At 67.4% G+C, this 25,617-nt stretch carries 19 protein-coding genes and 1 tRNA gene; 10 read left to right on the top strand and 10 right to left on the bottom strand.

All coding sequences use genetic code 11. From position 1 onward, the window contains the following. Positions 1-114: 114 nt before the first annotated feature. On the top strand, positions 115-1,320 hold the full coding sequence (locus tag MTQ01_RS12205; RefSeq protein ID WP_247489574.1) for a restriction endonuclease subunit S: 1,206 nt from the start codon (positions 115-117) through the stop codon (positions 1,318-1,320). Continuing rightward, positions 1,317-4,349: a type I restriction endonuclease gene (locus MTQ01_RS12200; protein WP_247489572.1), complete on the top strand. Its 3,033-nt coding sequence runs from the start codon at positions 1,317-1,319 to the stop codon at positions 4,347-4,349. Before MTQ01_RS12205 ends, MTQ01_RS12200 begins: the two co-directional genes overlap by 4 nt. Positions 4,350-4,358: 9 nt before the next feature. On the opposite strand, the gene MTQ01_RS12195 is transcribed toward MTQ01_RS12200, so the two are convergent. From MTQ01_RS12195 to MTQ01_RS12180, 4 genes are all read right to left on the bottom strand, one after another. Beyond that, positions 4,359-6,956, bottom strand: a complete 2,598-nt coding sequence (locus MTQ01_RS12195) for a S8 family peptidase (protein WP_247489569.1) — start codon at positions 6,954-6,956, stop codon at positions 4,359-4,361. Then, a complete protein-coding gene (locus MTQ01_RS12190) occupies positions 6,949-7,926 on the bottom strand; it encodes an AAA family ATPase (protein ID WP_247489567.1) in 978 nt (325 codons plus the stop codon). Before MTQ01_RS12190 ends, MTQ01_RS12195 begins: the two co-directional genes overlap by 8 nt. A 605-nt stretch (positions 7,927-8,531) precedes the next feature. Continuing rightward, positions 8,532-13,274: a caspase family protein gene (locus MTQ01_RS12185; RefSeq protein ID WP_247489565.1), complete on the bottom strand. Its 4,743-nt coding sequence runs from the start codon at positions 13,272-13,274 to the stop codon at positions 8,532-8,534. A gap of 3 nt (positions 13,275-13,277) precedes the next feature. Then, complete coding sequence (locus tag MTQ01_RS12180; RefSeq protein ID WP_159056154.1) at positions 13,278-13,649, bottom strand: hypothetical protein; 372 nt, start codon at positions 13,647-13,649, stop codon at positions 13,278-13,280. 204 nt (positions 13,650-13,853) lie between these two features. Here MTQ01_RS12180 and MTQ01_RS12175 point away from each other — a divergent pair. The 3 genes from MTQ01_RS12175 (at position 13,854) to MTQ01_RS12165 (ending at position 15,015) form a co-directional block, all read left to right on the top strand. Beyond that, positions 13,854-13,956, top strand: a tRNA-OTHER gene (locus MTQ01_RS12175). Between the two features lie 349 nt (positions 13,957-14,305). Next, on the top strand, positions 14,306-14,572 hold the full coding sequence (locus MTQ01_RS12170) for a hypothetical protein (RefSeq protein WP_247489563.1): 267 nt from the start codon (positions 14,306-14,308) through the stop codon (positions 14,570-14,572). Then, a complete protein-coding gene (locus MTQ01_RS12165; RefSeq protein ID WP_247489561.1) occupies positions 14,569-15,015 on the top strand; it encodes a hypothetical protein in 447 nt (148 codons plus the stop codon). Before MTQ01_RS12170 ends, MTQ01_RS12165 begins: the two co-directional genes overlap by 4 nt. Positions 15,016-15,359: 344 nt before the next feature. Here MTQ01_RS12165 and MTQ01_RS12160 read toward each other — a convergent pair whose 3' ends face one another. Together MTQ01_RS12160 and MTQ01_RS12155 are read right to left on the bottom strand one after the other, a co-directional pair. Further along, positions 15,360-16,613, bottom strand: coding sequence for a cell wall metabolism sensor histidine kinase WalK (locus MTQ01_RS12160; protein WP_247489559.1), 1,254 nt, complete (start codon positions 16,611-16,613; stop codon positions 15,360-15,362). Then, positions 16,610-17,272, bottom strand: coding sequence for a response regulator transcription factor (locus MTQ01_RS12155; RefSeq protein WP_247489557.1), 663 nt, complete (start codon positions 17,270-17,272; stop codon positions 16,610-16,612). Before MTQ01_RS12155 ends, MTQ01_RS12160 begins: the two co-directional genes overlap by 4 nt. A gap of 353 nt (positions 17,273-17,625) precedes the next feature. Between MTQ01_RS12155 and MTQ01_RS12150 the strand changes: the two genes are divergently transcribed. The 4 genes from MTQ01_RS12150 to MTQ01_RS12135 all read left to right on the top strand — a co-directional run bounded on the left by MTQ01_RS12150 (position 17,626) and on the right by MTQ01_RS12135 (position 21,793). Next, positions 17,626-19,002, top strand: a complete 1,377-nt coding sequence (locus tag MTQ01_RS12150) for an FtsX-like permease family protein (RefSeq protein WP_247489555.1) — start codon at positions 17,626-17,628, stop codon at positions 19,000-19,002. Between the two features lie 174 nt (positions 19,003-19,176). Next, positions 19,177-20,556 (top strand): FtsX-like permease family protein, encoded by a 1,380-nt coding sequence (locus MTQ01_RS12145; protein ID WP_247489553.1) that lies wholly within the window; start codon positions 19,177-19,179, stop codon positions 20,554-20,556. A gap of 5 nt (positions 20,557-20,561) precedes the next feature. Beyond that, positions 20,562-21,458, top strand: coding sequence for an ABC transporter ATP-binding protein (locus tag MTQ01_RS12140; protein WP_247489551.1), 897 nt, complete (start codon positions 20,562-20,564; stop codon positions 21,456-21,458). Then, complete coding sequence (locus MTQ01_RS12135; RefSeq protein WP_247489549.1) at positions 21,455-21,793, top strand: hypothetical protein; 339 nt, start codon at positions 21,455-21,457, stop codon at positions 21,791-21,793. Before MTQ01_RS12140 ends, MTQ01_RS12135 begins: the two co-directional genes overlap by 4 nt. A gap of 114 nt (positions 21,794-21,907) precedes the next feature. Here the strand turns inward: MTQ01_RS12135 and MTQ01_RS12130 are convergent, their stop codons facing one another. The 4 genes from MTQ01_RS12130 to MTQ01_RS12115 all read right to left on the bottom strand — a co-directional run bounded on the left by MTQ01_RS12130 (position 21,908) and on the right by MTQ01_RS12115 (position 24,925). Further along, on the bottom strand, positions 21,908-22,969 hold the full coding sequence (locus tag MTQ01_RS12130) for an ADP-ribosylglycohydrolase family protein (protein WP_247489548.1): 1,062 nt from the start codon (positions 22,967-22,969) through the stop codon (positions 21,908-21,910). 95 nt (positions 22,970-23,064) lie between these two features. Beyond that, positions 23,065-23,538, bottom strand: coding sequence for a GNAT family N-acetyltransferase (locus MTQ01_RS12125; protein ID WP_247489546.1), 474 nt, complete (start codon positions 23,536-23,538; stop codon positions 23,065-23,067). 234 nt (positions 23,539-23,772) lie between these two features. Then, a complete protein-coding gene (locus MTQ01_RS12120) occupies positions 23,773-24,300 on the bottom strand; it encodes a DinB family protein (protein WP_247489543.1) in 528 nt (175 codons plus the stop codon). Positions 24,301-24,457: 157 nt separating this feature from the next. After that, positions 24,458-24,925 carry a hypothetical protein gene (locus MTQ01_RS12115; protein ID WP_247489541.1) on the bottom strand — a complete coding sequence of 156 codons (468 nt, stop codon included), beginning with the start codon at positions 24,923-24,925 and terminating at the stop codon, positions 24,458-24,460. A gap of 421 nt (positions 24,926-25,346) precedes the next feature. On the opposite strand from MTQ01_RS12115, the gene MTQ01_RS12110 reads away from it, so the two are divergent. After that, a complete protein-coding gene (locus tag MTQ01_RS12110; protein ID WP_247489540.1) occupies positions 25,347-25,616 on the top strand; it encodes an SCO4848 family membrane protein in 270 nt (89 codons plus the stop codon). Position 25,617: the final 1 nt, after the last annotated feature.

The following is a 25,617-nucleotide window of genomic DNA, read 5'->3' as shown; positions in this document are numbered from 1 at the left end:
GGAACGTGTCGCGGGAAGAACTTGTTCACACTCATGTCGCGTAGCGTCACACCGGGCGACGAAGTTGTAACTTGCTTCCGAGACGGAACTGTCACATTGCGAAAGAATCGGCGCATGACAGGATTCACTGAATCCGTCAAGGAAATCGGATACCAAGGAGTCCGCAAAGGCGACTTGGTTATTCATGCAATGGACGCGTTCGCTGGTGCCGTTGGAGTATCCGACTCCGACGGAAAGTCCACCCCCGTCTACGCAGTGTGCCAGCCTCGTCCTGGCGTCGTAGCAGAATACTACGCGCTACTCGTCCGACACATGGCTATTTCTGGCTGGATCACTGCCTTGGCTAAAGGAATCCGGGAGCGATCCACAGACTTCCGATTCAGCCAGTTCGGCTCACAGTATCTTCCCGTTCCCCCACTGGAAGAACAGCACGCTATCGTCAAGTACGCACACCATATCGAGCGAGGAGTAGGGGCAGCAGTTCTTGCCAAACGTAAACTCATCGCCCTACTGGACGAACAGCGTGCATCAGTGATCGAAAATGCCGTGACGTGCCGCGTACCCGATCTTGCGACTTCAACCGCGCCAATGCAATTGGAAGTTAAGCGGGTTGCAAGCCTCGTTACGTCCGGGTCTCGCGGATGGGCAAGGTACTACTCAGAAACTGGACATTGGTTCTTGCAGAGCGGAAATATTGGAAGGCGACTAAAGCTCAAACTTGACAAGATCCAGTGTGTCACAATTCCCAAGAGTGCCGAAGGCGTTCGCACTCGCGCCCAAACCGGCGACTTGCTTCTGTGTATCACTGGGGCAATGACAGGAAACGTTGGCGTCATCCAGCAGGAACTTCAGCATCCCACCTACGTGAACCAACATGTTGCACTCATTCGACCCCGCCCAAATCTCGTAAATTCCGAGTATCTCGCACTTGCCTTGCACTCACAGTCAGGCCAGCAGCAATTCAAGATGAGCGAGTACGGTGGCACCAAACAGGGTCTTGGACTTGCTGAAGTAAAGTCTACTCGGGTACCTGTGCCCTCTATGGATGCACAGGTAGCGATTGTGCGATACGTGACACGAGAGACGCGCCAAATTGAGCTGGCTATTATACGCGCTGAGCGCGAAATCGCGCTGCTCCGCGAGTACCAGACGCGATTGACTGCCGACGTGGTCACCGGCAAGCTCGACGTCCGCGCCGCCACGGCTGCGTTGCCCAATGTAGATCCGCGCGATCCCGATTTGTTCGCGGCGTACGACTCCGACGAGGACGGGATGAACGCTGACATGGATGGTGACGGCCCAAACGAGGAGTCGATGTGAGCGGCACGGCAAGGCTGTACGGCGGCACTGACATGAGCGAGGGAGCCCTCGAGCGCGACATCGTCGCAGATATGACCTCACCGTCAGGTGGTTGGAGAGAGGGCTCACCATCCTCATACGACCGCGGCCGAGCCATCGACACCGAGCAGCTCCAGGCGTTCCTGGAGGCGACCCAGCCGGAGGCCGCCGCGGCATTCGAGCTGGCCTCTCCTCAGTCCCAAGTCCGCGCCCAGTTCCTCAACCGCGTCCAGGGGTATATCACCAACTACGGCGTCGTGGATCTCCTACGGAAGGGGATGAACCACTCCACCAGCACTGGATCCTTCGAAGTCTTCTTCTACGGGGCAACGCCCTCGCCCGGTAACAAGGTGGCCGAGCAGCGCTACCTCGCGAATCGCTGGAGCGTGACCCGTCAACTTCGCTACAGTCAGGACGAGACTCAATTGGCCTTGGACCTGGCCATTTTCCTCAACGGTCTGCCACTGGCGACGTTTGAGTTGAAGAACAAGCAGACCAAACAGACCGTGGAGGACGCGGTCGAGCAGTACAAGAGCTCGCGTGACGCACGCGATCCGCTCTTTACTGATGGCCGCTGTCTTGCGCACTTCGCTGTGGACGAGCACTCTGTACGGTTCTGCACCCGGCTAGCGGGCAAGAAGTCCTGGTTCCTCCCCTTCGATAAGGGCTGGGAGGGCGGCGCTGGCAACCCACTCAATCCGAACGGATACCGGACCGCCTACCTATGGCAGGACATCCTGTCACCCGCGAGCCTCGCGGACATCATCGAGCACTACGCTGTCCGCCTGGTCGAGAAAGATCCCAAGACCAGGAAGACAACGCGGCGGCAGATTTTCCCGCGCTATCACCAGCTCGACGTCGTCCGTGCGCTCCTCAAGGACAGTGAGGCAAACGGCGCAGGCCAGCGCTACCTCATCCAGCACTCGGCTGGCAGTGGCAAGTCCAACTCCATCGCCTGGTTGGCACATCAGCTGGTTAGTCTGGGCGGAGACGACTCATCCAAATTCGATGCCGTGATCGTGGTGACCGATCGCATCAATCTGGATACGCAGATCGAGCGTACGGTCAGGTCATTCACACAGGTCCGGTCCCTGGTCAAGCATGCGGATAAGTCGAAGGACTTGCGCGAAGCCCTCGCCAACGGCACTAAAATTATCATCTCCACGGTTCAGAAGTTCCCAGTGATCCTCCAGGACATCGGGAACACTCATCGGGAACGACGCTTCGCCATCATCATCGACGAAGCGCACTCTGGGCAGGGCGGCAAAACGACGCATGCGATGAGCAGCGCGCTCGGTACGGCCGGCGAGGCCGCCGAGGAAGAGGAGACGACCGAGGACAAGATCAACAGGATCATCGAGAGCCAGAAGCTGCTCGACAACGCCAGCTACTACGCATTCACTGCCACGCCTAAACCCAGGACGCTGGGCTACTTCGGTCGTCTTGAAGCAGACGGACAGAAGTACCCCTTCCACGTCTACACGATGAAGCAGGCGATCGAAGAGGGTTTTATCCTCGATGTCCTGAAGACCTACCAGACGGTCGAGAGCTACTACAAACTCATCAAGTCGGTCGAAGACGACCCTGAGTTCGATGCCAAGAAAGCCGCGAAGAAGCTGCGCCGCTATGTCGAAGGCAACAGCCACGCCATCCAGGCCAAAGCTTCAATCATGGTCGACCACTTGTTGGGCAACGTAATACGGCCACGGAAAGTGGGTGGCAAGGCCCGCGCCATGATCGTGGCGGAGGGCGTCGAGCGAGCACTAGACTACTACTTCGCCATCGACGCGTACTTGAAGAAGCTAGGGAGTCCCTACCGGGCCATCGTTGCCTTCTCCGGAGAACACGAGCACAGCGGCAAGAACGTCACCGAGGCGAGTATCAACGGCTTCCCGAGCAGGGCCATCGAGGAAACGCTCCGCGAGGATCCATACCGCATTCTGGTCTGTGCGGACAAATTCCAGACAGGCTATGACGAGCCGCTTCTGCATACCATGTACGTCGATAAGCCATTGTCCGGCGTCCGGGCCGTCCAGACCCTGTCCCGGCTCAACCGCGCTCATCCGGACAAGCGCGATGTCGCGGTCCTGGATTTCTACAACAAGACCGAGGTCATCCAGAAGTCCTTCGAGAAGTGGTACCGCACCACAATGCTCGCTGACGAGATCGACCCCAATACGCTCCACGACCTGCGGGCGGTCCTCGATGGGGTAGGGGTCTACGGTCAGGAGGACATCGACTGGTTCGTGGAAATGTTCCTGGCAAAGGAACCTCGTGCACGCCTGGAGACGTTCCTCGACCAGCTTGTGCAGGCGTATCGTGAACTCGGCAGCGAAGACCAGCAGGTCGAGTTCAAGGGGACGGCCAAGGCGTTCGTGCGCACCTACGACTACCTGGCTGGCATCCTCCCCTACCGCAACCCCGAGTGGCTAAAGCTGTCGATCCTGCTGACATTCCTCATCCCAAAGTTGCCTGCGCCCATCGAAGATGATCTCTCCCGGGGCATCCTGGAGACGGTTGACCTGGAGAGTTACCGAGCCGAGCAGCAAACGGCGATCAGTATCGCCCTGGGAGACGAGGACGCGGAGCTTACTGTCACCGCACCGACAGGCACAGGCCAGCGCCCCGACGTCGAGCTGAAGCGTGCCTCGGTCATCTTCGAAGAATTCAACCGCAACTTCGGCAACATCCCCTGGACCGACAAGGACCGGATACGCCATCTGATCGGGGTGGAGATCCCGGCAAAGGTCCGCGAGGACAAGAAGTACCTCAACGCCCAGAAGTTCAACGACGAGCAGAACGCTCGTGTCGAGAGCGACGCCGCCGTACTACGAGCGATCATGGCGTTTCTGAAGTCGGACACCGAACTGTATCGTCAGTTCGCAGGAGATCCCTCGTTCAAGCGGTGGCTGACCGAGATGGTCTTCCGCGAGACATACGATCCGAAGGCCGGCGAGGAAGAGCACCTTGATGGGCCGCCCTCACCGGCTGAGGACGGTTCCCCGGACTGATGGCCCGCATCACAGCTCGATGGACACCGGGACGGAGATCCTCGCTTCGATCTCGCTGCGGATGGGAGTGAGGAGGTCCGTGCCGGTGTCCTGGGCTCGGATGCTGATCAGCAGGGCGTACCGCACGGGTACCTGGGCCCGGTCCATTGCGTTCTGTCTCTTCCACCACCCACCTGACGGGTAAACGGCAAGGTAGGCCCGTTCGGCAAGATCGTTTGCCGTGCCTTGCCAAAGGTCTGAGCACAGGCTGCCTCGTTGCCGCTGCTGAGAGCCGAGGAGCCAGCCGGGATCCGCCTTTGTCTTGCGCTTTCGGCCGTCGGCCGCTCGGCCCACTTCGGCCGCTGCCGCGTCATTAGACACCCGCAACTGGAACTCGGCCGCGTCCTCACCGTGCCGAGGGAGGTCGAAGCGAAGCTCGTGTGAGGGGTACGCGAAACGATCTCGCCAGCCCTGGCCACCAACCCAAGGTTCCACGAAGTAGGAGAGCGTGACGCGCATGCGGACCCGCTCGTCCCCGAGATCCCGCAGTTCCTTGACCGGCCAGGGCAGTGAGTGGACCTGCATCTGGGCAAACGTCAGCTGCCCCCTGTTGGCGCGTAGGGGCAAGAATTCTTCCTCCGCGATGAGGGTGAGATCGTGGAGGGAGCTGCTCACGAGTCGCTCCTCGCCTGGCACACCCCATCCATACCGGCGCAGCAGCGCGCCCAGGAGCTGTTTGTTTCCCTTCGTCTTGAAGGCGCCCGCGGCCGCAAAGTGGCCCCACATGGTCGGAGTCCACTCGGCGCAATGCACGAGCAGTCCCCTTACCGCCTCGGGGCTCAGATTGGGATAGCGTTCCTTGACCAGTGCAGCGAGGCGAGCTGCTTGGGCAGTCGCGGGGCTCGTGGCGTGGACAGCGTGGACCAGCTGGTGGGAGCTCCGGGACGTAGTCAGTAGTCCATGGCTGGGCGCTGCCACTGTGTCGAGCTCGCCACCTGGCGCCGACTGCCACAGCAGGTTGCCACCCTCCATCACAATGTCGGGCTTGTTCGGCCATCGGCTGTCAAGTTGCACTCCCGTGCGGCTGAAGGGCGACAGTTCCCCTTCCGAAGCCATAGGACTCCACTTGGCGTAGGCCGACCCTTGCGCAGGTACCTGGGCCATTCGGGTGTACGCCCCCACAGTGACTGCGTTCCAGCTCTGTGCGGGATCCTCAACCGGTGTGAGGTCACAGCGGGTCAGGTGATCTTGGACGTATCCTTCGCGTACGTTGCCAGCGGAAATGAGGAACAGGCGTCCTGGCCCAGGTCGGTTCGGAGTCAGCAAGGTGACGTCCCCGCCGTCAGACACGACTACGTCGTGTCCGTAGGCAAGGGCATCCACCGTGGTGGACCATGCGGTGGGCTGGCCCGCTTCGGGCGATGCCACCTCCGTGTGGTCAGTGACGGACATGGAGTAAACGCGCCGCGTCAATGGGGCATCGATTTCCGTGAGCGCAACGGCCTCTGCCATGACCGTTCCATAGTCACCAGCACACCGGGGCTCGCCGTCGAGTTCCAGAATTCTTACCGACTCAATGCGATGGCGTAGGTGCACGGGGAAGTTGGTGCCCAGTGCCGCGGCAAAATCCCCATATAGCGCAAGTCCGGCCATGGCTGTGCCGTGCCCGTCCACGTCGCCTGCCAGTCCTTCAGTGTGGAGCGTCAGGCTCCGGGCCAGAGAGTGCTTAAGCAGAGGGTGATGGGCGAGTATGCCTCCATCCAGGACCGTGACAGCAGGCGCGTCCTCGCGCTGTGCCGGAATGGTCCGGGCCTGGAGGTCCGCAACGAGGTCCTCCCGGAGGGACAGCGAGGCCTCCACGAAGGCTTCAGCCGCCGAGGAGGGGCGCACCTCTACGGGCAGTGCATTAGTCCCCACGAGGCCGGCGAGCTGTGAGGCGGAGCCTTGTACATGGACGATCGTTCGCCTTGCGAAGGTGAGGGTGTATCCACTCAAGGTCAGGCCGAGGACGGGTCCGAGCCGCCGCAGGACCTCCAGGGGCTCTTCCTCATAGAGGGCCGACCGTTCCAGCCACACCTGCCACCAGCGCACGCCCGTGGGTGGCGTCTCAAGCCCACGCCATAAGTCACTGACCGAAGCCAGAGAGATCTCGTCGACATTGGCGACGAGATCGGCTTCGCCACTACTGCTGGAGAGCTGCTGCCCTCCGGCTGACGCAAGCCCCGATTCCGCATAGGCGTCGATGCGCCTGCCGAGCCGGTTCGCCCCCGTTCCACTCACGGCAACGACAGCGACCTCGGGCCGCGTCTTGCCGAGCGGGGACGACATGGCCACCAAACGGCAGCCGGAAGAGTCGATCTTGGCGATCGGCAGCGGATATCCGGGGGCCGAAGTGACGGCCAGCAATGTCTCGTCGGCCGCCTCCCCTGACGGGATGCGAGCCCGTCGGACGTCCCCCGCATCCAGGGCAGCGCTTAGAGCAGCCTTGAGACGGCTTGCGTGACCGAAGCGATCCGTGATGGGCCGAATCTTTCCCCCGTTCCCGCTACCGGACGCCTTGAATGAACGGTCGGCCGCAGGGGGCAACTCCAGATGACGGGATCTCCGCCCGCCTTCCTGCTCAGGCACCGGCGGTGGCACGACGCTCGGCCAGGGCCCTATCGAGTACGGCTGGGTCGATCACGTCGCTTCCTCCGAGGATCGCTTGTTTCGCGGCCGATTCGGCCGCAGCCACGAGTTCCGCATGGCTGAGTCCAGTTGTCCCTGACGCTACCTCAGCCCAGGACACACGTGATGTGTCCATAACCGATAGCCGACGACGGAGGATCTCCACGGCCTCGCTCCGGCTCGGTCGGTCGTAACCCACGACGAGGTCGAATCGGCGGAACAGCGCACGGTCCAAAATTCCTGCGTGATTGGTCGCCGCAATCACCAGGCTGCGCGGCTCCAGTTCATCGAGGAACAGAAGGAACGAGTTCAGGATGCGCCTGGCCTCGCCAACATCATTGCCCGCGATCCTCTCTGCTCCGAGGGCGTCGAACTCGTCGAAGAGGTACACCGCGCGCGTGCGCTCAACTGCATCAAAGACCATGCGCAGCTTCGCCGCTGTTTCACCCATGAACCGGCTGATGAGCCCGTCGAGCCGGATGGTGTATAGCGGCAAGCCTAGCTCGTGTGCCATCACCGACGCCGACATGCTCTTACCTGTTCCGGGCGGGCCGGTTAGCAGCATGCGATGGGCAGGTGAGAAACCGAAGTCCGCCAGCTTTCCTCGCTGCCGCTGCTCGGACAGGACTCTATCGAGATGCATCCGCACCTCAGGGTCGAGGGTCATCTGGTCCAGGCCATACTCGGGATGGTTGTGGCTGAGCATCCCGGCCAGCTCACCCTCTGGAGGTGGCGATGCCACTGGCTCCAGACGGCGGACACGCGACTTTCTGGCAGCGTCGATGAAGTCCCGAAGTGAAGCAGCGGCGCGTGTGTGGCCCTGGCGTGCTTCTGTCGCCGCCACCTGCAGAGCGACCGAGTAGAAGCCACGGTCATCGCCCGCCGCATGCGCCTCCACTAGCGCCCTAACATGTTCAGCAGACGCAGCCATGAGACTCGGGCACTCCTTCCTGGGTCACCGGCCCGCTCCACAGGTCACCGGAGAGCAGCCTCAGGGTGTCACGAATCGAGACGGTAGTGCAGACCAGTGACAACGCTGGTCCAGACGATTCCTACCCGGGACTCGTCCATCATCTCAGGCGACATCCAGGTCTCGGCGTCGCTTAAGTTCAACCGCCGTCGACACCAGGCACGTGACCTCCTTGAGAGATGTCCCTCCTCTCGGCGACCAGTGCAGGGCTCACCGATCACCAGGAGCGCCGCTCGTCAGAGGCGCTGGATGCGTGAGCGATGCGTGAGCGGATGGAGCGGCACTCGCTGACAGGAGGCATGGCCAGGCGGAAGGCCGGGGGCGCTGACGTGCACGGACGGCACCGCCCAGCGTCACCGAGCACCACCTGGCAAGGATTCGATCCCACTCCTGAAGCAGGTGTCGCAGGTTCGAATCCTGCCGGGGCACAGAGAAACACCTGGTCAGAGGCTCTTCCGTCCGATGGGCGGAAGGGCTCCTGTGGTCACAGCACGCATACGGACACGGATTGCTTCAAGGGCGCTAAACCCCGGGACCAGCAGTCCTGGTTTGGTGTTTGGGGTGCCTCATTGGTCATTCAGCGTGCTCTTCAGCGCCCGCAAGCGTTCATCCCATGTGCAGATCAGTCCGTGAAAGCTACCCGCACTGCGGCTACGAGCCGACTGCAACCGGGACTCCGCGAGGTGCAGCCATCCACGCTGTCGTCCACTCTCACCAGGGAAGGGAGAAGCGGAGGCCGTGAGTTCCGCGGCCCACGTGATGGTTTGACCACGTAGGAAAGCGGTGTCGACCTTCTCCTGACCGTTGAGATCCGTCTCCATCACCCTGCGTCCGTCGAAGCAGTTGTAGGCACGCCAAGCACTAGCACGGGCCGCTTCCGGGTCATGCTCCGCACTGAGGATGGAACGCCGTAGGTAGAGGCTCCCCAAGGACCTCAGGACATCGACGTCGGTGAAGTGCTCTTCCAAAACGTCGTCCACCGCGAACGACTCTTGGGGGTCCGTGGCCTTTTTCCATTCCCCGGCATCCGCGTGGTCTCCCACCTCGATGCCGGCATTCCCACGCGTCTCCACGGCCGCTCGGTTCCGGCGCTCATTGAGATAGCGGCCCACATTGCCGACGTAGTTGTCGCCGATGAGCTCGGCGAACTTGGAGTCGGCCAGGTCCCAGTCCACCGGCCTGTCCAGTTCCAGGGCGATACGCGCGGACAGCAGGGACACACGGTGCGTCTGCGAGTGGAGTCCGGCCACCTCCCGCAGGTATTCCGAAGCCGTCCGCAACGCCGACTCGCGTTCCAGGGCCGTCATCCCCTCCTGGTAGAGCGCCTGGCTCAGCAGACACTCAGAAGCGTCGACCAGACCACGGCGGCGGCGGTCTCCGTCCCTCTCCTGCCGGGCCGCCTCGGCGTGCAGCCGGGCCGCTTCACCGTACTCCCAGATGTAGCGGTGGTAGAACGCGCGGGCCCGCATGACGTCCAGGTTCCGCGGGAACAGCTTCTCGGCCTTGTCCAGGAGTTCCCAGACAGGTCTGTGATCGACTTCGTGTGGGTGCTTGCCGTAGATCGCGCTCCAGCGTTGGTACTCACGCCTGATTCTGAGGCGGGCGTCGTACAGGGCCCATGTCGGACCGTAGACCCGCTCGTGCGCCTGCAGCGTGTTCCAGCGCGCCCGGTTGACCTGGTCCGCCCGCACCTGCTCCGGAGAACGGCCGGTGTTCCAGCTCGTGTGCGGGGCCAGCTCCTTCGCCGCGACTGGCAGGCTGCCCTCCCGTCGCCAGTCGCTGTCCAGGCACCACAGGTGCAGCAGGGCCATCGACTGGTTCCCGTACCGTGTCTCCTGACGGCTGTCGAGCCAGCGGCGGATTTCCTCGACGGCCTTGGCATGCTCCGGAAGCAGGGTCCGTCCGCGACCGCCCCCGAACCAGTCCTGCATGGTGCGGAGCAGACGGAGCCAGGTCTTGTACGCATGCGTGGAGGGGAGCTCCTTCGCCGCCTTCCGGGCTATTTGGACGCCGTGCCGGAGGCTCTGCCGCGCCGCAGACTGCTCGTTGCGCTCTCGCTGTACGTAGGCCAGGAACGCGTGTGCCTCCGCGAGTTCGATCATGTTGTCCGCGCCCATGGCGGTGACGGGTCCCGCCCCCTGGCCGGAGCCCCGGTCCCGGTCGTGCAAGAGGGCGAGGACTTCCCTGGCGCCCGCGTACTGCAACTCCGAGTCGGCGTGCCGGGCGTGCACTCTGCGCAGGAAGCTGGCGGCCTCGGCGAGCAGGGGCATCGCCCACTCGTCCCTGGGCCCCCAGACATCCTCTAGCGTGGACAGGGTCTCCTCGGCCAGGTTCAGCCGCTCTCGGTCCTCCCGTGTTTCCTGCGCGTACGAGTACCCGCTCGTCAGGAGATTGTGTGTCCACTGCTGCAGGCGCTCGGGCATGTCGGCGGCCAAGAGAGTGTTCTCGCGGGCGAGGTCGTAGGCCGAGCGCAGGGCAGTGCGCCGCTCGTCCGCGGTCACCGCGGTCACCCGGCGCAGTCCTGCCATGCGGTAGCTGAGCCAGTTCCGGGTCTGGCGGGCCCGCGCGTCCGGCGCCGGGGGGAGTGTTTCAAGGAGCCGCTCACTCAGCTGGAGCGTGGCACCAGCGCCGGCTTTGTCGTCGGCGGCGATCTGGGCGGCGGCCGTGTTGAGGGTCCAGGACACCGACCAGAGCGAGTGGTTCAGCCGGAAGTCGGTCCGGTCTTCGTTGTGGGCCGTCAGTTGCCGCGCCAGCCGTTCGCGGGCGGGAACGATCTCGGCGAGCACGCGAAGGCGACGCGCCCCGTGAAAGCCGCACTGGTCGACCGCGCGCAGCACGTGCCAGGGTGCGGCCTCGTCGCATGCTTCCAGAAGGGATACGGCGTACTCGAACACGGAGAGGAATATCCTCCCGGCGTTCGCCTCCCGTGCCGATGCACGGGACGCCAGATTAAGGCGGCCGGCGGCGGCGTACAACTCGTCGATCCGCTCCCACGGCTGTACGGCGCCGCTCCTGGCCTCTCTGCCGTTCGCCGCACCGTCCTGACCGGTGTGCGGGCTGCCCGCCACGGCCGTAGGCGCCGCTGCCGTCTCCTGTGGGACCGACGGCAATTCGGCGGGCGTGACTACATCAATCGTCTGCGCCACCGGGAGCAGGCGCGCGTCCGTGTACTGGCTGTTGACGTACAGGCCGAGCCGGTAGCGCAGCCCTGCCAGCACATCGGGGACATGGCGGTCGAGCCATCCCGTCGCCCGGCGCAGCACCTCGATGACATGGGGCACGTCTTCCGAGGCTCCATCCGCCTTCCCGTCCGGCAGCACGGCGGACCCCAGCAGCCGGGCCGCGGCGGTGAGCCGCTGGTCGAGGTCGTCGAGGGCTCCGTCTGCACCGGCTTCGGCGGCGGGACGTACGGTACGCAGCAGATCGGTCCTGAGCGCCTCCCTGCTGACCGGGCTGACCTCCAGGCAGGGGGTGCGCCCGGCCGCGGGCGCCGAGTCGGTGGGCGGGCGCCAGGGGACTAGGACGCCCTCGTTGAAGAGCACCCGCAGCGCGTCTTTCGGCAGCCCCACACGCTGCAGAACGTCCACGGGGAGGGGCAGTTCGTCCACGATTCCCCATACGGTGAGAACGGCCTGCCCTTTGGTCCGGTCCGCGCTCCCCACGGTGGACCAGGCCCTTTCCAGTGCGCCGGCGATCGTCGGCTCCGCGGCCTCCATGAGGGCCTGGTCGAACTCCTCGGGCGCGACCTCCTGCGCCGTTCCGGAGTCGGTGTCGAGCCCGGCGAGGAAGTTCTCGAAGCTGCCGCTGCGGCGTTGCCGGGAAACGAGACGGACGGCGCGTTCGATGATCCCGGGGCGGCGCACTATCTCGTCGTAGCCCACCAGTTCCAGCGCCTCGACGTCCGTGACGAGGTTCTCGCCGGTGAGCCAGTCACGGATGAGCAGTTGTGCGTCGGGCGGGGTCAGCGCGGGCACGTCGAACGGCCGCCAGAGTCCCCCGTCGATCTGGACGGAGTCGGTGGTCTCCACGATGACGGCGGCCCGCTTGAAGACGTCCTGCTTGAGCAACTCGTTGAGTTCCGTGCGGAGTTCGGGGCGCGTGAGGTCGATGTGGGACGCCTTGATGACGAGGATCAGGCTTCTGCCCTTGACCTGACGGGGCAGGACAAGGCCGAGCAGGCTGTCCGTCCTGGGTTCGACCGTCGCCGAGAGCTCGCTGTCGTCCAGGGTCTGGTGCAGGGCTCTGGCGATCGCCTCCAGCAGCGGGCTCTCGGCCGCCGAGCTGGGCTCGATCTCCAGAACCACGGGCGGGAGAGGAAGCTGTCTCAACGAGTCGGCCTCGGCCACGAGCGCGGTGAGCAGCGCGGACTTGCCCACCTGCTCGCGGCCGGTCACGGGCAGGACCTTGCCCACATGGACGAGTTGATGCGCCTTGCCCAGCAGCGCGTCGCGGCCGAGGAACGGAATCGGGAGCGGCAACGGGTCGGGGCCCAGGTACCGGACCTTCTCGGCCTGCGCCGGCGTCCGGGTGTCGCCGCTCGCCGCAGGCCCCGAGAGGTCGGCGGCCTTGAAGGGTTTTTCGTAGCGTCGGTTCTTCACCCAGGGCAGTTCGCCGACCGGGGATCCGTTGGTGACCGGCTGCGGATGTTTCTCGGCCGTGAGCAGCCCGTCGATTTGCGTGAGGAGTTGCGCAGGCGTCCAGAACTCCTGATCGGATGGGCCGCCCTTCGCGAGGCAGCTGATCAGTGCCCCTCCGAAGGCCGTGAACTCATGGTCCTCGGGCGACTTGGCGGTACGGTTCGCTTCGCAAGCCGCGATGACGTAGCAGCCCTCGGGCGCCTCGCCCGCCACGTGCTGCTCGAAGGGCAGGTCGCCCATGGCCAGTCCGGCATGGCAGCAGTCGATCAGCGCGAGCTTGGTCTGCGCACGCCCTTTGCCCACTTCCCTCATCAGGTGGCCGAATTCGAGCATGGAGCTCGGCATACCGGCCGTGGAGTACAGGAGGGGCAGCAGCAGCTGTCCGTTCTCGTTGACACCGTGACCCGCGAAGTAGAGGACGAAGCAGTCCTCCGCCGCCTCGGAGTCCGCCTCGACGGCCTTGAGTATTTCCTCACGAGTCCACTCGTGCGCCTTGATCACCCTGCAGTGTGCGTTGCTGATCCCCCACACGGCAGGATCGCGCAGCCGGTCCTTGAGCGTTTCGGCCGTGCGTACCACTGCGTCGAGGTCGGTGAACGCGCTGTTGTTGAAGACACCCGACGCGATGAAAACGGCTCGTGACTTCTCCGGGGTAGGCAGCTGGGCGTTCATGAACTACTCAAAGGCACTGGGAAGTTCGCGAAGTACCGCCTCGGCAGCCTCGGGATCGCGTGCCTCGATGGTGACCGTCCGGGTGCCGTCGGGAGCGTCGACGCGTTCGATACGGAGCGCCGGCCTGTCCTCCGCCGGGCGGGAGTCGACCCTCGACCTCCAGTAGTCGATGAGTGACTGCGCCAGTACGCCGACCAATCCCGCGTCTATAGCAAATTGCAGGCAGTCTGCCAGCACTCCCATGTCTCCTGGGCGTGTGGGTGCGTGCTCGCGCCGGATCAGCACGCGCCGCAATGCGCGTTCAGACCGAAGCCAGTCCTCCAGTGCCCCCAACTCGTCCGCATCCGCGTCCACCAGACGAAGCGTGATCTGCACCTGTCCCCCTGAGTCAACAGCCCGCCAAGTGCCGCAGGCTACCAGGTACGACGCGGGAGACGAACGGCTTCATATCGGTTTCCCCAGCCACCAACAGCGCGATGCCCTGAGAGCACATCCGGGCACCCCGGCCAGAACGGATTCAGCACACATGAGGACGGGAAACCCCGCGAAATCGCGAGAACTACGGAGGGGTGTTTTTCCAGACCAGCTGCCCTACGGTCGACGTTTCCGCAGGTCACAGCTCTCCCCCCGGGAAAAACTCCTAAAGCGGGTGTCGCAGGTTCGAATCCTGCCGGGGGCACCAGTGAAAAGGCCCCGGACCGACCACGATCCGGGGCCTTTTGACGGCAGCAGTTGACGGCAGCCCCTCGCCTGCGGCGCTTCGGAGACCGACGCCCCCCTCCGGCTGACGCGGCTGTGGACGTCCGCAGTGACGCCGACCTGCGAATGCCTCAGGGCCTCCATCACCGTGCGCGGTGCGACTCCCGCTGCAAAGAGAAGCGACGCACAACCGTGCCAGGTGTCGTGCTGCCTAATGCGGAGCAGGTCAGCGGCTGACCCGACAGCGGTGCGTGAGTGGACGGCGAAATACCCCAAAGGATCTGCGTTCTCCGCCATGGGCCCCGAGTCGATCGACGTGGCATACTTCAAGTATGGCAACCCGGAAGATCACCATTACCGTGCCGGAAGAGCTGGTGGAATCGATCAAGGAGCGTGTCGACGCACGTGGGGTGTCCGGTTACATCGCAGCCGCTGCCGCGCACCAGGACGCCATGGACCAACTGCGCGAGCTGGCCTGGCGACTCGAGGAAGAGCACGGCGCTGTGACGGACGACGAGCAGCAGGCAGCGCTGGAGCGCATCGCCGCCATCGACGACTGGCATGACGGGCAGCGTTCACACTCGGACGAGGCCGCGTGAGCCGCACCGCCCAGGCGAAGCTGCACCGCCCACGAAAGCGCGTCTTCGTGTTCGACGCCGAGGCTCTCTCGAAGGCAGTTCAGGGCGACCGGGAGATGGCTGCACTGATCAAGACAGCTCCGCGGCTCGACATCCCGATCGTCACCTCGGCGCTCACCACCCTGGAGGCATGGGACCCTCGCCAAACGTCGAGGCAGGCGCTGTGGAACTGGACGTTGTCCCGAATCCGCGTCGTGCATACGGACGACCGGGTGATCACCCTGGCACGTGACATGTTGAGGACGGCGGGCCTGCATGGGCACAAGTACGCCATCGACGCGGTTTTGGCGGCTGTGGCCGGACGGGAAGCCGCGCAGGGAGCTGAGGCAACCGTCTTCACCTCCGACACCGACGACATGAATCAGCTCCTCGCGGGACACTCCGTTCGAGTCGAGAAGGTCTGATACGAAACGCGGCGTGCGCACGCCTGCAGCGACTCGTCTGCTCCCCGACCGCCAGGCCGACCGCGCATCAACGGCCGCCTTCCGCTGCGGGCGGTCATGCGGGCCGTGGCCGTCTTGCACAGATGAGGCAGCGCCCCCAACAGGCCGGCAAACGCTGGGCCTGCAAGAGAAGGTGTCTTGAACCAGCGAAAGGCGCCGACAGACACGTCCTGCCGGGGCGCCAGTGCAAAGGCCCTGGGCCGATTACGGTCCGGGGCCTTTGGACAGCAGCAGTGGACGGCAGTCCCCTCGCTTGTGGCGCTTGAGAAGCCGGTCCGCTGTTGTGGTGGGCGAGGGCTCGGTGCTCAGGGGAGGTGGAGGGTGAGGGTGAGGCCGCCGGTGGGGCGGGGGTGGGCGGTGAGGGTGGCGTGGTGGGCTTCGGCGATGGAGGCGGCGATGGAGAGGCCGAGTCCGTGGCCGGAGGTGGCGGTGCGGTCGGCGTCGAGGCGGCGGAAGGGTTCGAAGAGGTCGGGGATCCGTTCGGGAGGCACATGTGGTCCGGTGTTGGTCACCGTGAGGGTGCGGGCGTCGAGGCGTACGCACACGTCGCCACCGGGGTGGTTGTACTGGACGGCGTTGCGGATCAGGTTGGTCAGCAGGTGGCGCAGGAGGACGGGGTCGCCGCGAAGCGTCGGGGGCGGGTCGGCGGCGGTGTCGAGTTCGAGGTGTACGGCGCGGTCGTCGGCGAGCGGGGTGAGTTCGGTGGTCGCGAGGCGGGCGGTGGCGGCGAGATCGACCGGTTCGGTCTCGTCCGGACCGCGGTCGCTGCGGGCCAACAGCAGGAGTGCGTCGACGAGTTGTACGGCGTCGCGGTTGGCGTCGAGCAGATCCTCGCGGACGTCCGCGAGCCCGTCGGGCAGCGGGTCGACGAGGCCGACCTGGAGGCTGGTGCGCTGTACGGCGAGGGGGGTCTTGAGTTCGTGGGAGGCGTTGGCCACGAAGCGGCGTTGGCTCTCGACGTACTTCTGAATCCGGTCGAGCATGCTGTCGAAGGTGTCGGCGAGGCGGTGGAGTTCGTCGTCAGGGCCGGTGAGTGCGAGACGCTGGTGGAGGTTCTGCTCGCTGATGCGGCGGGCGGCCTCGGTCATGGACGCGACGGGGCGCAGCGCGCGTCCGGCGAGCCACCAGCCGAGCAGTCCGGCCAGTACGGCCATGACCACGAGTCCCACGCCCGACCAGAGCAGCATCTGGCGGAGCGCGGTGTCCTGGACGGCCTGTACGGACTGTTCGAGCTGCTGGATCGCGGCGCCGTCGCCGCGGTGGGCGGTCCGTCCGGAGGGGTGGGGGCCGGGGCCGGTGGGCGCGAAGTCGGTCTTTCCGCCCGGGAGTTCGGCCTCCGGTCCGCCGGAGCCGTCCCGGCCGGGGGCGTCGGGGCCGGTCGGCTTCTCGTGGTCGCTGATGCGGACGGAGATGCCGGCGGCCTGCTGCTTGGTCCCGTAGCGCGCCAGGAGCACCACGAAGGTGAGCAGCGCGATTCCGGCGAGCAGGAAGAGTCCGGAGAACGCCGCGGCGAGGCGGGCGCGGAAGGGCATCCTGTCCACCAGGGCCCGTGGGCTCATTCGCACAGCCGGTACCCCTCACCCCGGTCGGCGAGGATCTGGACCGGATGGCCGAGCTTTCCGCGCAACCGGCTGATGGTGGTGCGCACCGCGCTGGTGCGGGGGTCGAGGTTCTCGTCCCAGACACGACGCACCAGTTCGTCGTGGGGCACCGGCGCTCCCGCGGCCAGCAGAAGCAGCCGCAGAACGGCGAACTCCTTGGGTGTCAGCTCCAGTTGGCGGTCCGCGACCGAGACCAGACGACGGGTTCCGTCCATCGTCAGATCGCCGAACCGGAGCAGCGTGGACAGCGGTTTCGGGGCGCGGCGACTCAACGCCCGTACGCGTGCGACCAGTTCGGCGAAGTCGAAGGGTTTGGCCAGGTAGTCGTCGGCGCCGAGGGTGGTGAGTCCGTAGGTGCGGTCGGTGAGTTCACCGGCGGCGGTCAGCATCAGGATGCGCGGCGGGTCGTGCAGCTCGCGCAGCCGCCGGCAGACCTCGTCGCCGCTCATGACCGGCAGGTCGCGGTCGAGGATCAACACGTCGTAGTCGGTCAGCAGCGACATCTGTTCGGCCTCGGCCCCGGTCGAGGCGATGTCGACGGCCATCGTCTGACGGCGCAGACCGGTGGCGATGGTGCGGGCCAGAACGCGATGGTCCTCGGCTATCAGGACTCTCATGCGCACATGAAACCAAGACGGCGATTGCGGCCGGATAAGGACGTGATCGGTCGGCTGCGCACGGAGACGGCCGACAGGCGGGCAGGCGGGCAGGCGGGCAGGCAGGCAGGCAGGCAGGCAGGCGAGCGAGCCGGGCGACGACGGGTGCGCGCGGGTGCGCACGGAGGCGTGTGTCGAGGCCGGCGACGCGCGGAGGGCGAGACCGGCGCGGGAGCGGGCAGGGCGCCGCGGGGACGCGTGCGCCGGACGCCCGCCGGAGGCCCAACGGCGGGCCGGTCGCCCGTGGTTGAGCTCCTTATGCCGCTGTGACGCTCTTATCTCCCTGCAAAGGGCGGACTGCTTTCGTCCTCGGCATGAACTTCGTCAAGCGTGCCGGGACCAGCCTCGGCGCCAGGAGGTCGAGGACCGCCGGACTGCTGGGGATCTTCTTCGTCATCTGCGTCCTGCTTCTCGGAGGGTTCCTGCTCCAGGGAGCCGCCGCCCGCCAGGAGGCAGATGCCCAGCGCGCCATCGGCGTCGATGCCACGGTCCGCAAGGACGGTCTCAGCCCGGCTCTCGCCGATCGGCTCGGCCGCTCCGAACTGGTGCACCGCCACAACGCGGAGGTTCCGGTACGGGCCGACGCGGACGGCTTCGAGCCGCTCGTCCCGGACGCACCGCCGCCCGGGGGCGCGGACCGCGGGGCGAAGGGCGAACTTGGCGCGGTCGGAGTGCGCGACTCGGGAATGCTGCTGCCCTTCTCGTACGGAACGATGAAGGTCACGGACGGCCGGGGCATCACCGCGGCCGACCGGGGCAGACACGTCGCGCTGATCGAGCGGCGGCTGGCCGAGCGGAACGGGATCGAGCCCGGTGACACCGTACGGATGCGACCTGCGGGTGGCGGGCGCGCGATTCCGTTGAAGGTCGTCGGCGTGTTCCAGGACCCGTCGCCGCCCCCGACGGACTGGCAGCCGTCGTACGAGCTGCCCGGCAACAGGCTGTACGTGCCGGTCGGCACCGCCCGGCAGCTGGGTGGCGACACCGCTTCAGCGGACGACGACGACGCCGCCGCCGAGGGGAACGAGGGCGCGGGTGCTCCGTCGGTGGAGTCGGCGGTCTACCGGATCGGTTCTCCGGAGCTGGCCGAGCAGCTGCACGCGGAGGCCGAACGGCTGCTGGGCGCGGGCTCGTTCGACTTCCAGGTCAACGACAGGGCGTACCGCGACCAGGTGCGCCCGATCCAACGGATGGGCACGTTCGCGGGGTTGCTCGTCTGGGTGATCGCGCTGGCGGGCGCGCTGATCCTCGGACTGATCGTGATGCTCCAAATACGGGAGCGGCGTTCGGAGTTGGGGGTGCTGCTCTCGATGGGCGAGCGGAAGTGGAAGCTCGTCGGCCAGCACTTGGTGGAGATGGCGGCTCTGGCGCTGCCCGCCGTCGCACTCGCCGCACTGGCCGGTTCCCTCGCCGGGCAGCCCGTCGGCGACGCACTGCTCGGCCCGCGCTCCTCCGGGAAGGGAAGCGCCGCCGACACCGACCGCGCCGCCGGGCGCGAGGAGTCGGACGGGGGCGGTGGGAAGCCGCCTGCTCCGGGCGGCGGGATCGCGCCGCCGACCGTACGGGTCGAACCCGCCGACGTCGCCAGGGTCGCCGGTGTCGGCCTCGGGATCTCCCTGGTCTCCACCGTCGTACCGGGCGTCGCGATCCTCCGGCTGCACCCCCGCTCGATCCTCACGGACACCGACTGACAGGGCCGGACGCCGACCGGCAGGCACTCCGGCTGACGCCGTCACCCGCGTCGCCCACGCCGATCCGCCGCCCCCGCCGCACCGCCGATCCCGCCGACCCCGCCGACCCCGCCGCACAACGCCCACGTCGACACCGTCCGCCCCACTCCACGTACGAAAGAGAGCCGACAAGCCATGAACTTCGTCAAACGCGCGGGGCTCAGCCTCTGGGCGCGCAAGGGACGCACCCTGATCACGCTCGCCGCCTTCCTCGTCATCTCCGTGATGGTGCTGGCGGGCGTGCTGATCGACGGTGCGACCGCGCGGGCCGAGCAGGACGTCAAGCGGTCGGTGGGCGCCGAGATCAACCTGGAGATGGACCCGGGCCAACTGGGCGCGAGTGCCGGGTTGCAGGCGCCTCGGATCGACGCCGGGACCGTCGACGAGTTGGGCCGGCTGCCGCAGGTGCAGAAGTACACGTACGAGGTGTGGGACCGCGCGATCCTGGACGAGGCGCAGAAGCTGGTCGGGGGCGGTCCGCAGAACCCGATGGGCGAACGCGGCACCGTCGGCATGGGCGTGCTGGACACCTCGCTGCTGCCGGACTTCCGCAGCGGCCGGTTCACCCTGCTGTCCGGTGAGCATCTGACCTCGGCCGACCGGGACCGCAAACGCCTGTTGATCGAGGAGCGTTTCGCCGAGGAGAACGGGCTGAAGGTCGGCGACCGGATCAGCCTCACCGGCAACGACGAGAAGACCGAGGGCGATTTCACGGTGGCCGGCGTCTACCGCGATCCGCGCCCCACCGACGAACCGGACGCCGAGTACGGCATCAGCCCGGCCAACATGCTCTACGGGTCGGTGGGCGGCCTCGGCTCGCTCAGCTCGGAGAACGACAACGGGCTCCGGGTCAGCAGGGCGACGTACCTCCTCCAGGACGCGGAGGCGCAGGAGGCGTTCACGACGGCGGCGGAGAAGGCGGCCGGATCGGAACTCGACGGCTTCGCGCTGGCGGCAAACGACAAGGCGATCGAGCAGATGACGGGCCCGCTGGACTCGATCCGCGGCACGGCCACCGCCGCCATGTGGCTGATGGCCCTCGCCGGTGCCGCCGTCCTCGCACTTCTGGCCAATCTCGCGGTCAAGCAGCGACGCAAGGAGTACGGAGTCCTGCTGGCGATGGGTGAGCGCAAGAGCAGCCTGATCGCCCAACAGGCCCTGGAAGTCGTCCTGGTGGCGGCGGTGGCGATCGGCCTCGGCTCGCTTCTCGCCCCGGCCCTGACGCAGAGCGCCGGTCAGGCGCTGCTCGGCAGGGAGGCCGCCGCGGCCGAGGAGAAGCTCGACTCCTGGCAGCCTCCGCCGCCCGGCAGCACCGGAATCGGCGAGGGCATCGACATGGACGACCGGCCCGTCGAGAACGCCGACCCGGTGGACCGGATCACGGTCGCGCTCTCCTCCTCCGACCTCGCCACCGTCGGCGCCGTCGGACTCGGTGTCGGCGTGCTCGCCACCGCCGTACCCGCCGCCGCCGTGCTGCGACTGAACCCCCGCGCCATCCTCACGAAGGGCAAGTGACCGCCATGAACCTCTCGACATCCGACGCGGGCAGGACGCCCGAGCGCCCCGAGACGTCCGGGACGCCCGACACCGCCGCCACGCACGGTACGCACGCGCCCGCCGAGGCCCGCGAGGCTTCCGGGACCTCCGCGGCTTCCGGGACCGCCGACGCCCCGGGCATTCCCGGTCCGTCCGACGGGAGCGGCGCCGTCGACGGGAGCGGCGGCGTCGACCGGACCGTTCTGCGGCTCACCGGTGTCAGTCACACCTACGCCGGTGGGCGGCGTCGCACCGCGGTGCTGAAGAACATCGACTACGCCTTCGCCCGGGGCACCTTCTACACGGTGCTGGGCCCGTCCGGCAGCGGCAAGACCACGCTGCTCAGCCTCGCCAGCGGGCTCGACGCGCCCACCGCGGGCAGCATCAGCTTCGACGGCCGGGACCTCGCCGAACTGGGCCTGGGACGCTACCGCAACCGGCATGCCGCGACGATCTTCCAGCAGTACAACCTCCTCACCTATATGACGGCCCTCCAGAACGTCACCACGGCCATGGAGATCACCGGCGCGAAACCCTCGTCGGGCAGTCGACGGGCGCGCGCGCTCGAACTGCTCCAACAGGTCGGTCTGGACCGGGACATGGCCCGGAGCAATGTGCTGCGGCTCTCCGGCGGTCAGCAGCAGCGCGTCGCGATCGCGCGGGCGCTCGCCTGCGACGTGGACATCCTCTTCGCCGACGAGCCCACCGGGAACCTCGACGAGGACACCGCGCAGGGCATCGTCGAGATCTTCCGCGAACTCGCCCACGAGCAGGGCAAATGCGTGGTGGTGGTGAGTCACGCCCAGCAGGTGGCCGCCCAGTCCGACCGTGTACTCACCCTGCGCAAGGGGCGGTTGAGCGAGCAGGTGAACTCCCGATGAGGCAACGCGGGCCTCTGACCGTCTCGTTCACGCTCCTCACGCTCTCCGTCGTCTGCGCGCTCGCGGCCTGCGGCGCCGCCGGGGACACCTCCGAGACCCGGCCCTCGCCGCGCCAGGAGCCCAGCGGCGATGTGCAGGTGGGCGACAGCCGGACCCCCGATCTGCCGGACGGCTGGGTGGGTGCCCTGCGCGAGTACGCGGAGTGTCTGAAGAAGAACGGCGCGCGGGGAGTCGAGGTCGACGAGGAGCAGGGCGGTCTCGACCTGGGCGCCCAGCTGCCCCCGGAAGCGGTGGAAACCTGCCGCGAGCACAACCCCGTGTACCAGGAGCGCTGACCGGACCCCGACGGCCCCGGCGGGCGCGGCGGGCGCGGATGGTCGGGTTCCGGGACGCGGAGGGGCGGGCGCGGGCGGTCGGGTTCCGGGACGCGGAGGGGCGGGCGCGGGCGGTCACGGGTTCCGGGGAGCAGCGGGGGCCGGCACGGGCGGTCGGGGGTTCCAGGGGGCGGCGAGGGCGAGGAGTTCGTCGCGGTGCTCGATCCGTTCCACCCAGGCGCCGGGCCAGGCGTCGGCTCCGAGGTGGGCGCCCGCGAACGCGCCGGTGAGGCAGGCGATCGAGTCGGAGTCGCCGGAGGAGCAGGCGGCTCGGCGCAGTGCGAGCACCGGCTCGTCGGGGAAGAGCAGGAAGCACAACAGGCCGGTTGCCAGGGCCTCTTCGGCGATCCAGCCGGCGCCCGTCACCGCGCACGGGTCGTCCTCCGGCGAGACCGTCCGCACCGCCGTTTCGAGCCGGTGGAGGATCGCCAGGCACTCGTCCCAGCCGCGTGCGGCGAAGTGCTCGGCGGTCGAGTCCTGCGCACGGGTCCAGAGGTCGCCGAGCCAGTCCTGGTGGTAGCGGGTGCGGTTGTCGTGCGCGTACGTGCGCAGCCGCGGTACGAGCTCGGCCGGGGCGACGCCGTCGGCGAGGAGGCGCACGGCGTGCGCGGTGAGGTCCGACGCCGCCAGGGCGGTCGGGTGGCCGTGGGTGAGGGCGGACTGCAACTGGGCGGCGCCGGCGCGCTGTTGGTCGTCGAGCCCGGGCACGAGCGCGACGGGCGCGACACGCATGTTCGCTCCGCAGCCCTTGGAGTCGATCCTGCTGGCCTCCTGCCAGGGCCGGTCCTCCACCGTCAGCAGTGCGCAGGCGGCGAGGCAGGTGCCGCCCGGGGCGCGGTTGTTCTCCGGCGACCGGTACCAGGCGATGAACTCCTCGCGCAGCGGGCGCACCAGCCCCTCCGGACCGAGGTGCTCCCCGGCCCGTGCGGTGGTGAGGGCGCGGGCGACGGCGAGTGCCATCTGGGTGTCGTCGGAGACGAGGGCCCGGGCGGGGAGCTCCATCCCGCGCCAGGGCCCGCAGGCGGCGAGGATCGCGGGCACACCGTCGAACTCGGTCGGATAGCCGAGCGCGTCCCCGAGTGCGAGCCCGAGCAGCGTTCCGGTGGCGGCGCGTCGGCTCTGCGCGGAAGCGGTCATCGTGGTTTCCCTTCCCCCATTTTATCGTCACTATGACAATAAGGCGGGGAGGGGCGCCCCCGCAACGGGCAGCGGCACCCGCGAGCGGTACGGCGTCAGTCCAGATCGAGCGCTCCCACTGTCTGGCCTCCGCTCAGCTCCCCGGTCGGACGGAAACCGAGCCGGAGGTAGAAGTTCTCGGGGCCGGATCCGCCCGGCTCCCAGGTGGTGAAGAGGCGGGAGTGCCGCCCTCGGCGACGGATCTCCTGCGCGACGGCGCGGACGGCGAACCGCCCGTATCCGCGGCCCTGTTGGTCGGCGGCGATGTTCAACCGCCAGAGCCCGGAACGGTGGTCGTCCGGGACCGCGGGGTTGAAGTGGATGTCGTGGAAGGCTATGACGAAGCCGACCGGAGTGTCGCCGTCGACGATCAGCCGGGGCCAGGCGACCCCCGGCCAGACGTACGCCTCGGCCAGCGAGGTCGCGACCGGTTCGACGAACCCGCGCTGGTCGGGGCGGACCTCCAGAGCGCAGGCCGCTTCCACGTTGGCGGGGGTGAGCACTTCGAGACGCGGCGCGGAGGTGGTCATCGCCGCAGCGTAGACAGCGGCCCCCGGGCCCTCAACGGCATTTCCGCCGACGGGAGTCGGGCCGACGGAGGCTCGCCCCACACGGCGTACCGCACCCGCGGCGTGCACCGCCGAGCCCTGCGCCCGCGGGTTCGCGCGGCGCGGGGCTCGGAACGCGGGAGCGCGCGCCGCCGGGCCGGGCCGCGCCAGGCGCGTCGCGCCGCCCGGTCGTGCCGTGGTCGTGTCGGCCGGAGGTCAGAAGTAGCCGGTCTCGCCGTCGAGGAGTTCGCGGATGAGGTCGAGGTGGCCCGCGTGCCGCGCCGTCTCCTCGATCATGTGCACCAGCATCCAACGCAGCGACGCCTGGCCGGCCTTGAAGTCCGCGCGCCTGCCCGTGTCGTCCAGCGAGGCCGCCGCGGCGATCTCGTTGCTGCGCGCGCACTGCGCCTGGTACTCCTCGAGCAGCTGCTCCAGGGGGACGTCCGCGGCCGGCCGCATGTCGGCGTCCTCGGGGTCGTCGAGGAAGCTCGGGTTCTCCTTCTCCGAACCGCCGAGGAACATCACCTCGAACCAGGCGTGCTCGACCCAGCGCAGATGCGCGACCACACCGGCCACCGTCATCAGCGGCGAGGTCGGTATCACCGAACGCCGGGCCGCCTCCTCGGAGAGCCCCGCGCACTTGAAGTGGATGATGTTGCGCTGCATGTCGAGCCAGCCGCTCAACTGGTCGCGTTCGTCTGCGGTGAAGGGCGGTCGGATGCGCTCTGGCGCGGTGTAGGTCATGGCGGGCGACCCTAGTGCGCCGGATCCGTCCGCCGCACCCGGTTATTCCGGGGTTGCGGACTCCGGCGAACGGGCCGCGCGGATCGCCCGCTCGGGGCTGCGACGCCGCTGTGGCGGCTGGGGCTCCGGGGGCGGCGGGACTGCTCGGGCGGCGGCGTCAGCGCAGATGGGCGGCGGCTGCGCGCACGAAGCGGTCGTGGGCCCGAAGGCTGCGGTCGCGCGCGGCCCGGAACTCCTCGGCCGGCGTGTCCTTCTCGTACAGCTCCGCCACGGCTTCCGCTGCCGCGTCGGCAGCGGCTCGCAACTCGTCGTCGACGACCAGGAGTTGGACGCGGGTCAACCTCTCCATCATGGTGGTCCGCACGTCGAATGCCTGGCTGGAGACCTCACTGGGGTCCTCCGAGCCACCGCGCCCGTTGCTGCGGTACCAGCGGTAGCTCATCAGCCGCCGACAGTCGTAGACCGCCGCCGCGTACCGTACGCACGCTTCCAACCGTTCCTCGCGGCGCCGCTCCTCCCGCGTCTCGCGGTTGGCCGCGGCGGTGGCGCGGCTCTGGAGCAGGTGTGAGAGGACACCGCCGGCAAGGGTTCCGGCCACCGCGATGACCGCCGTTATCGCGTCCATGACGCCCAGTCGATCACGAACCGCCCCCGACAGCCAGGCAGTTCGGCGGACGACGCGGCACCCCGCACCACGGACGGCGTTCGGCGGCGGACACACGGAGGCAGACGTACGGGCCGCACACGTACGAGCCGCACACGTACGGGACCGCGCACGTACGCGTGCAGACGTACGGGACCGCGCACGTACGGGCGCAGACGCACGGGATTCGTGCGCGTACGGCCGCGCGGGCACGGGCCGCGGGGCGACCGGCGGCGGGCGACCCAGGAGGCGCGGTCCGCGGCCCGGCGAGGCGCGGCCCGGACACCGGGCGAATGTCACCCCGGTTTCCGGAACTCCTCGGCCGCCCGCGCCGTTCTGCTGGACGGTGCATGTGCGTCGCCCCTCGGACGAGGGCCGCGGGAGTGCTGTTCATACTTGAGGTATGAAGCTCAGCCGCCCCGTGTCCTGGTTCCTGCTCGCGTTCGGGGTGTGGAGCTGGTTCATCTGGATCTCGTTCGTCCGCAATCTGTGGAAGGACGGCAGTGGACTGGCCTTCGACGAGGCAGGCGATCCGACCGGGTACTTCTGGGTGCATCTGCTCCTCGCGGTCACCTCGTTCCTGCTGGGGACGGCGGTCGGCGTCATCGGCCTCAGGGGCCTGCGTGCGCTGCGGACGAAGTCCGAAGACGGCCATGGTGTGGGAGCGGCGTAGC

The organism is Streptomyces sp. XM4193, from assembly GCF_023072595.1.
In the GTDB taxonomy this organism is placed as follows: domain Bacteria; phylum Actinomycetota; class Actinomycetes; order Streptomycetales; family Streptomycetaceae; genus Streptomyces.
This window is presented reverse-complemented; position numbering and strand designations above follow the sequence as displayed.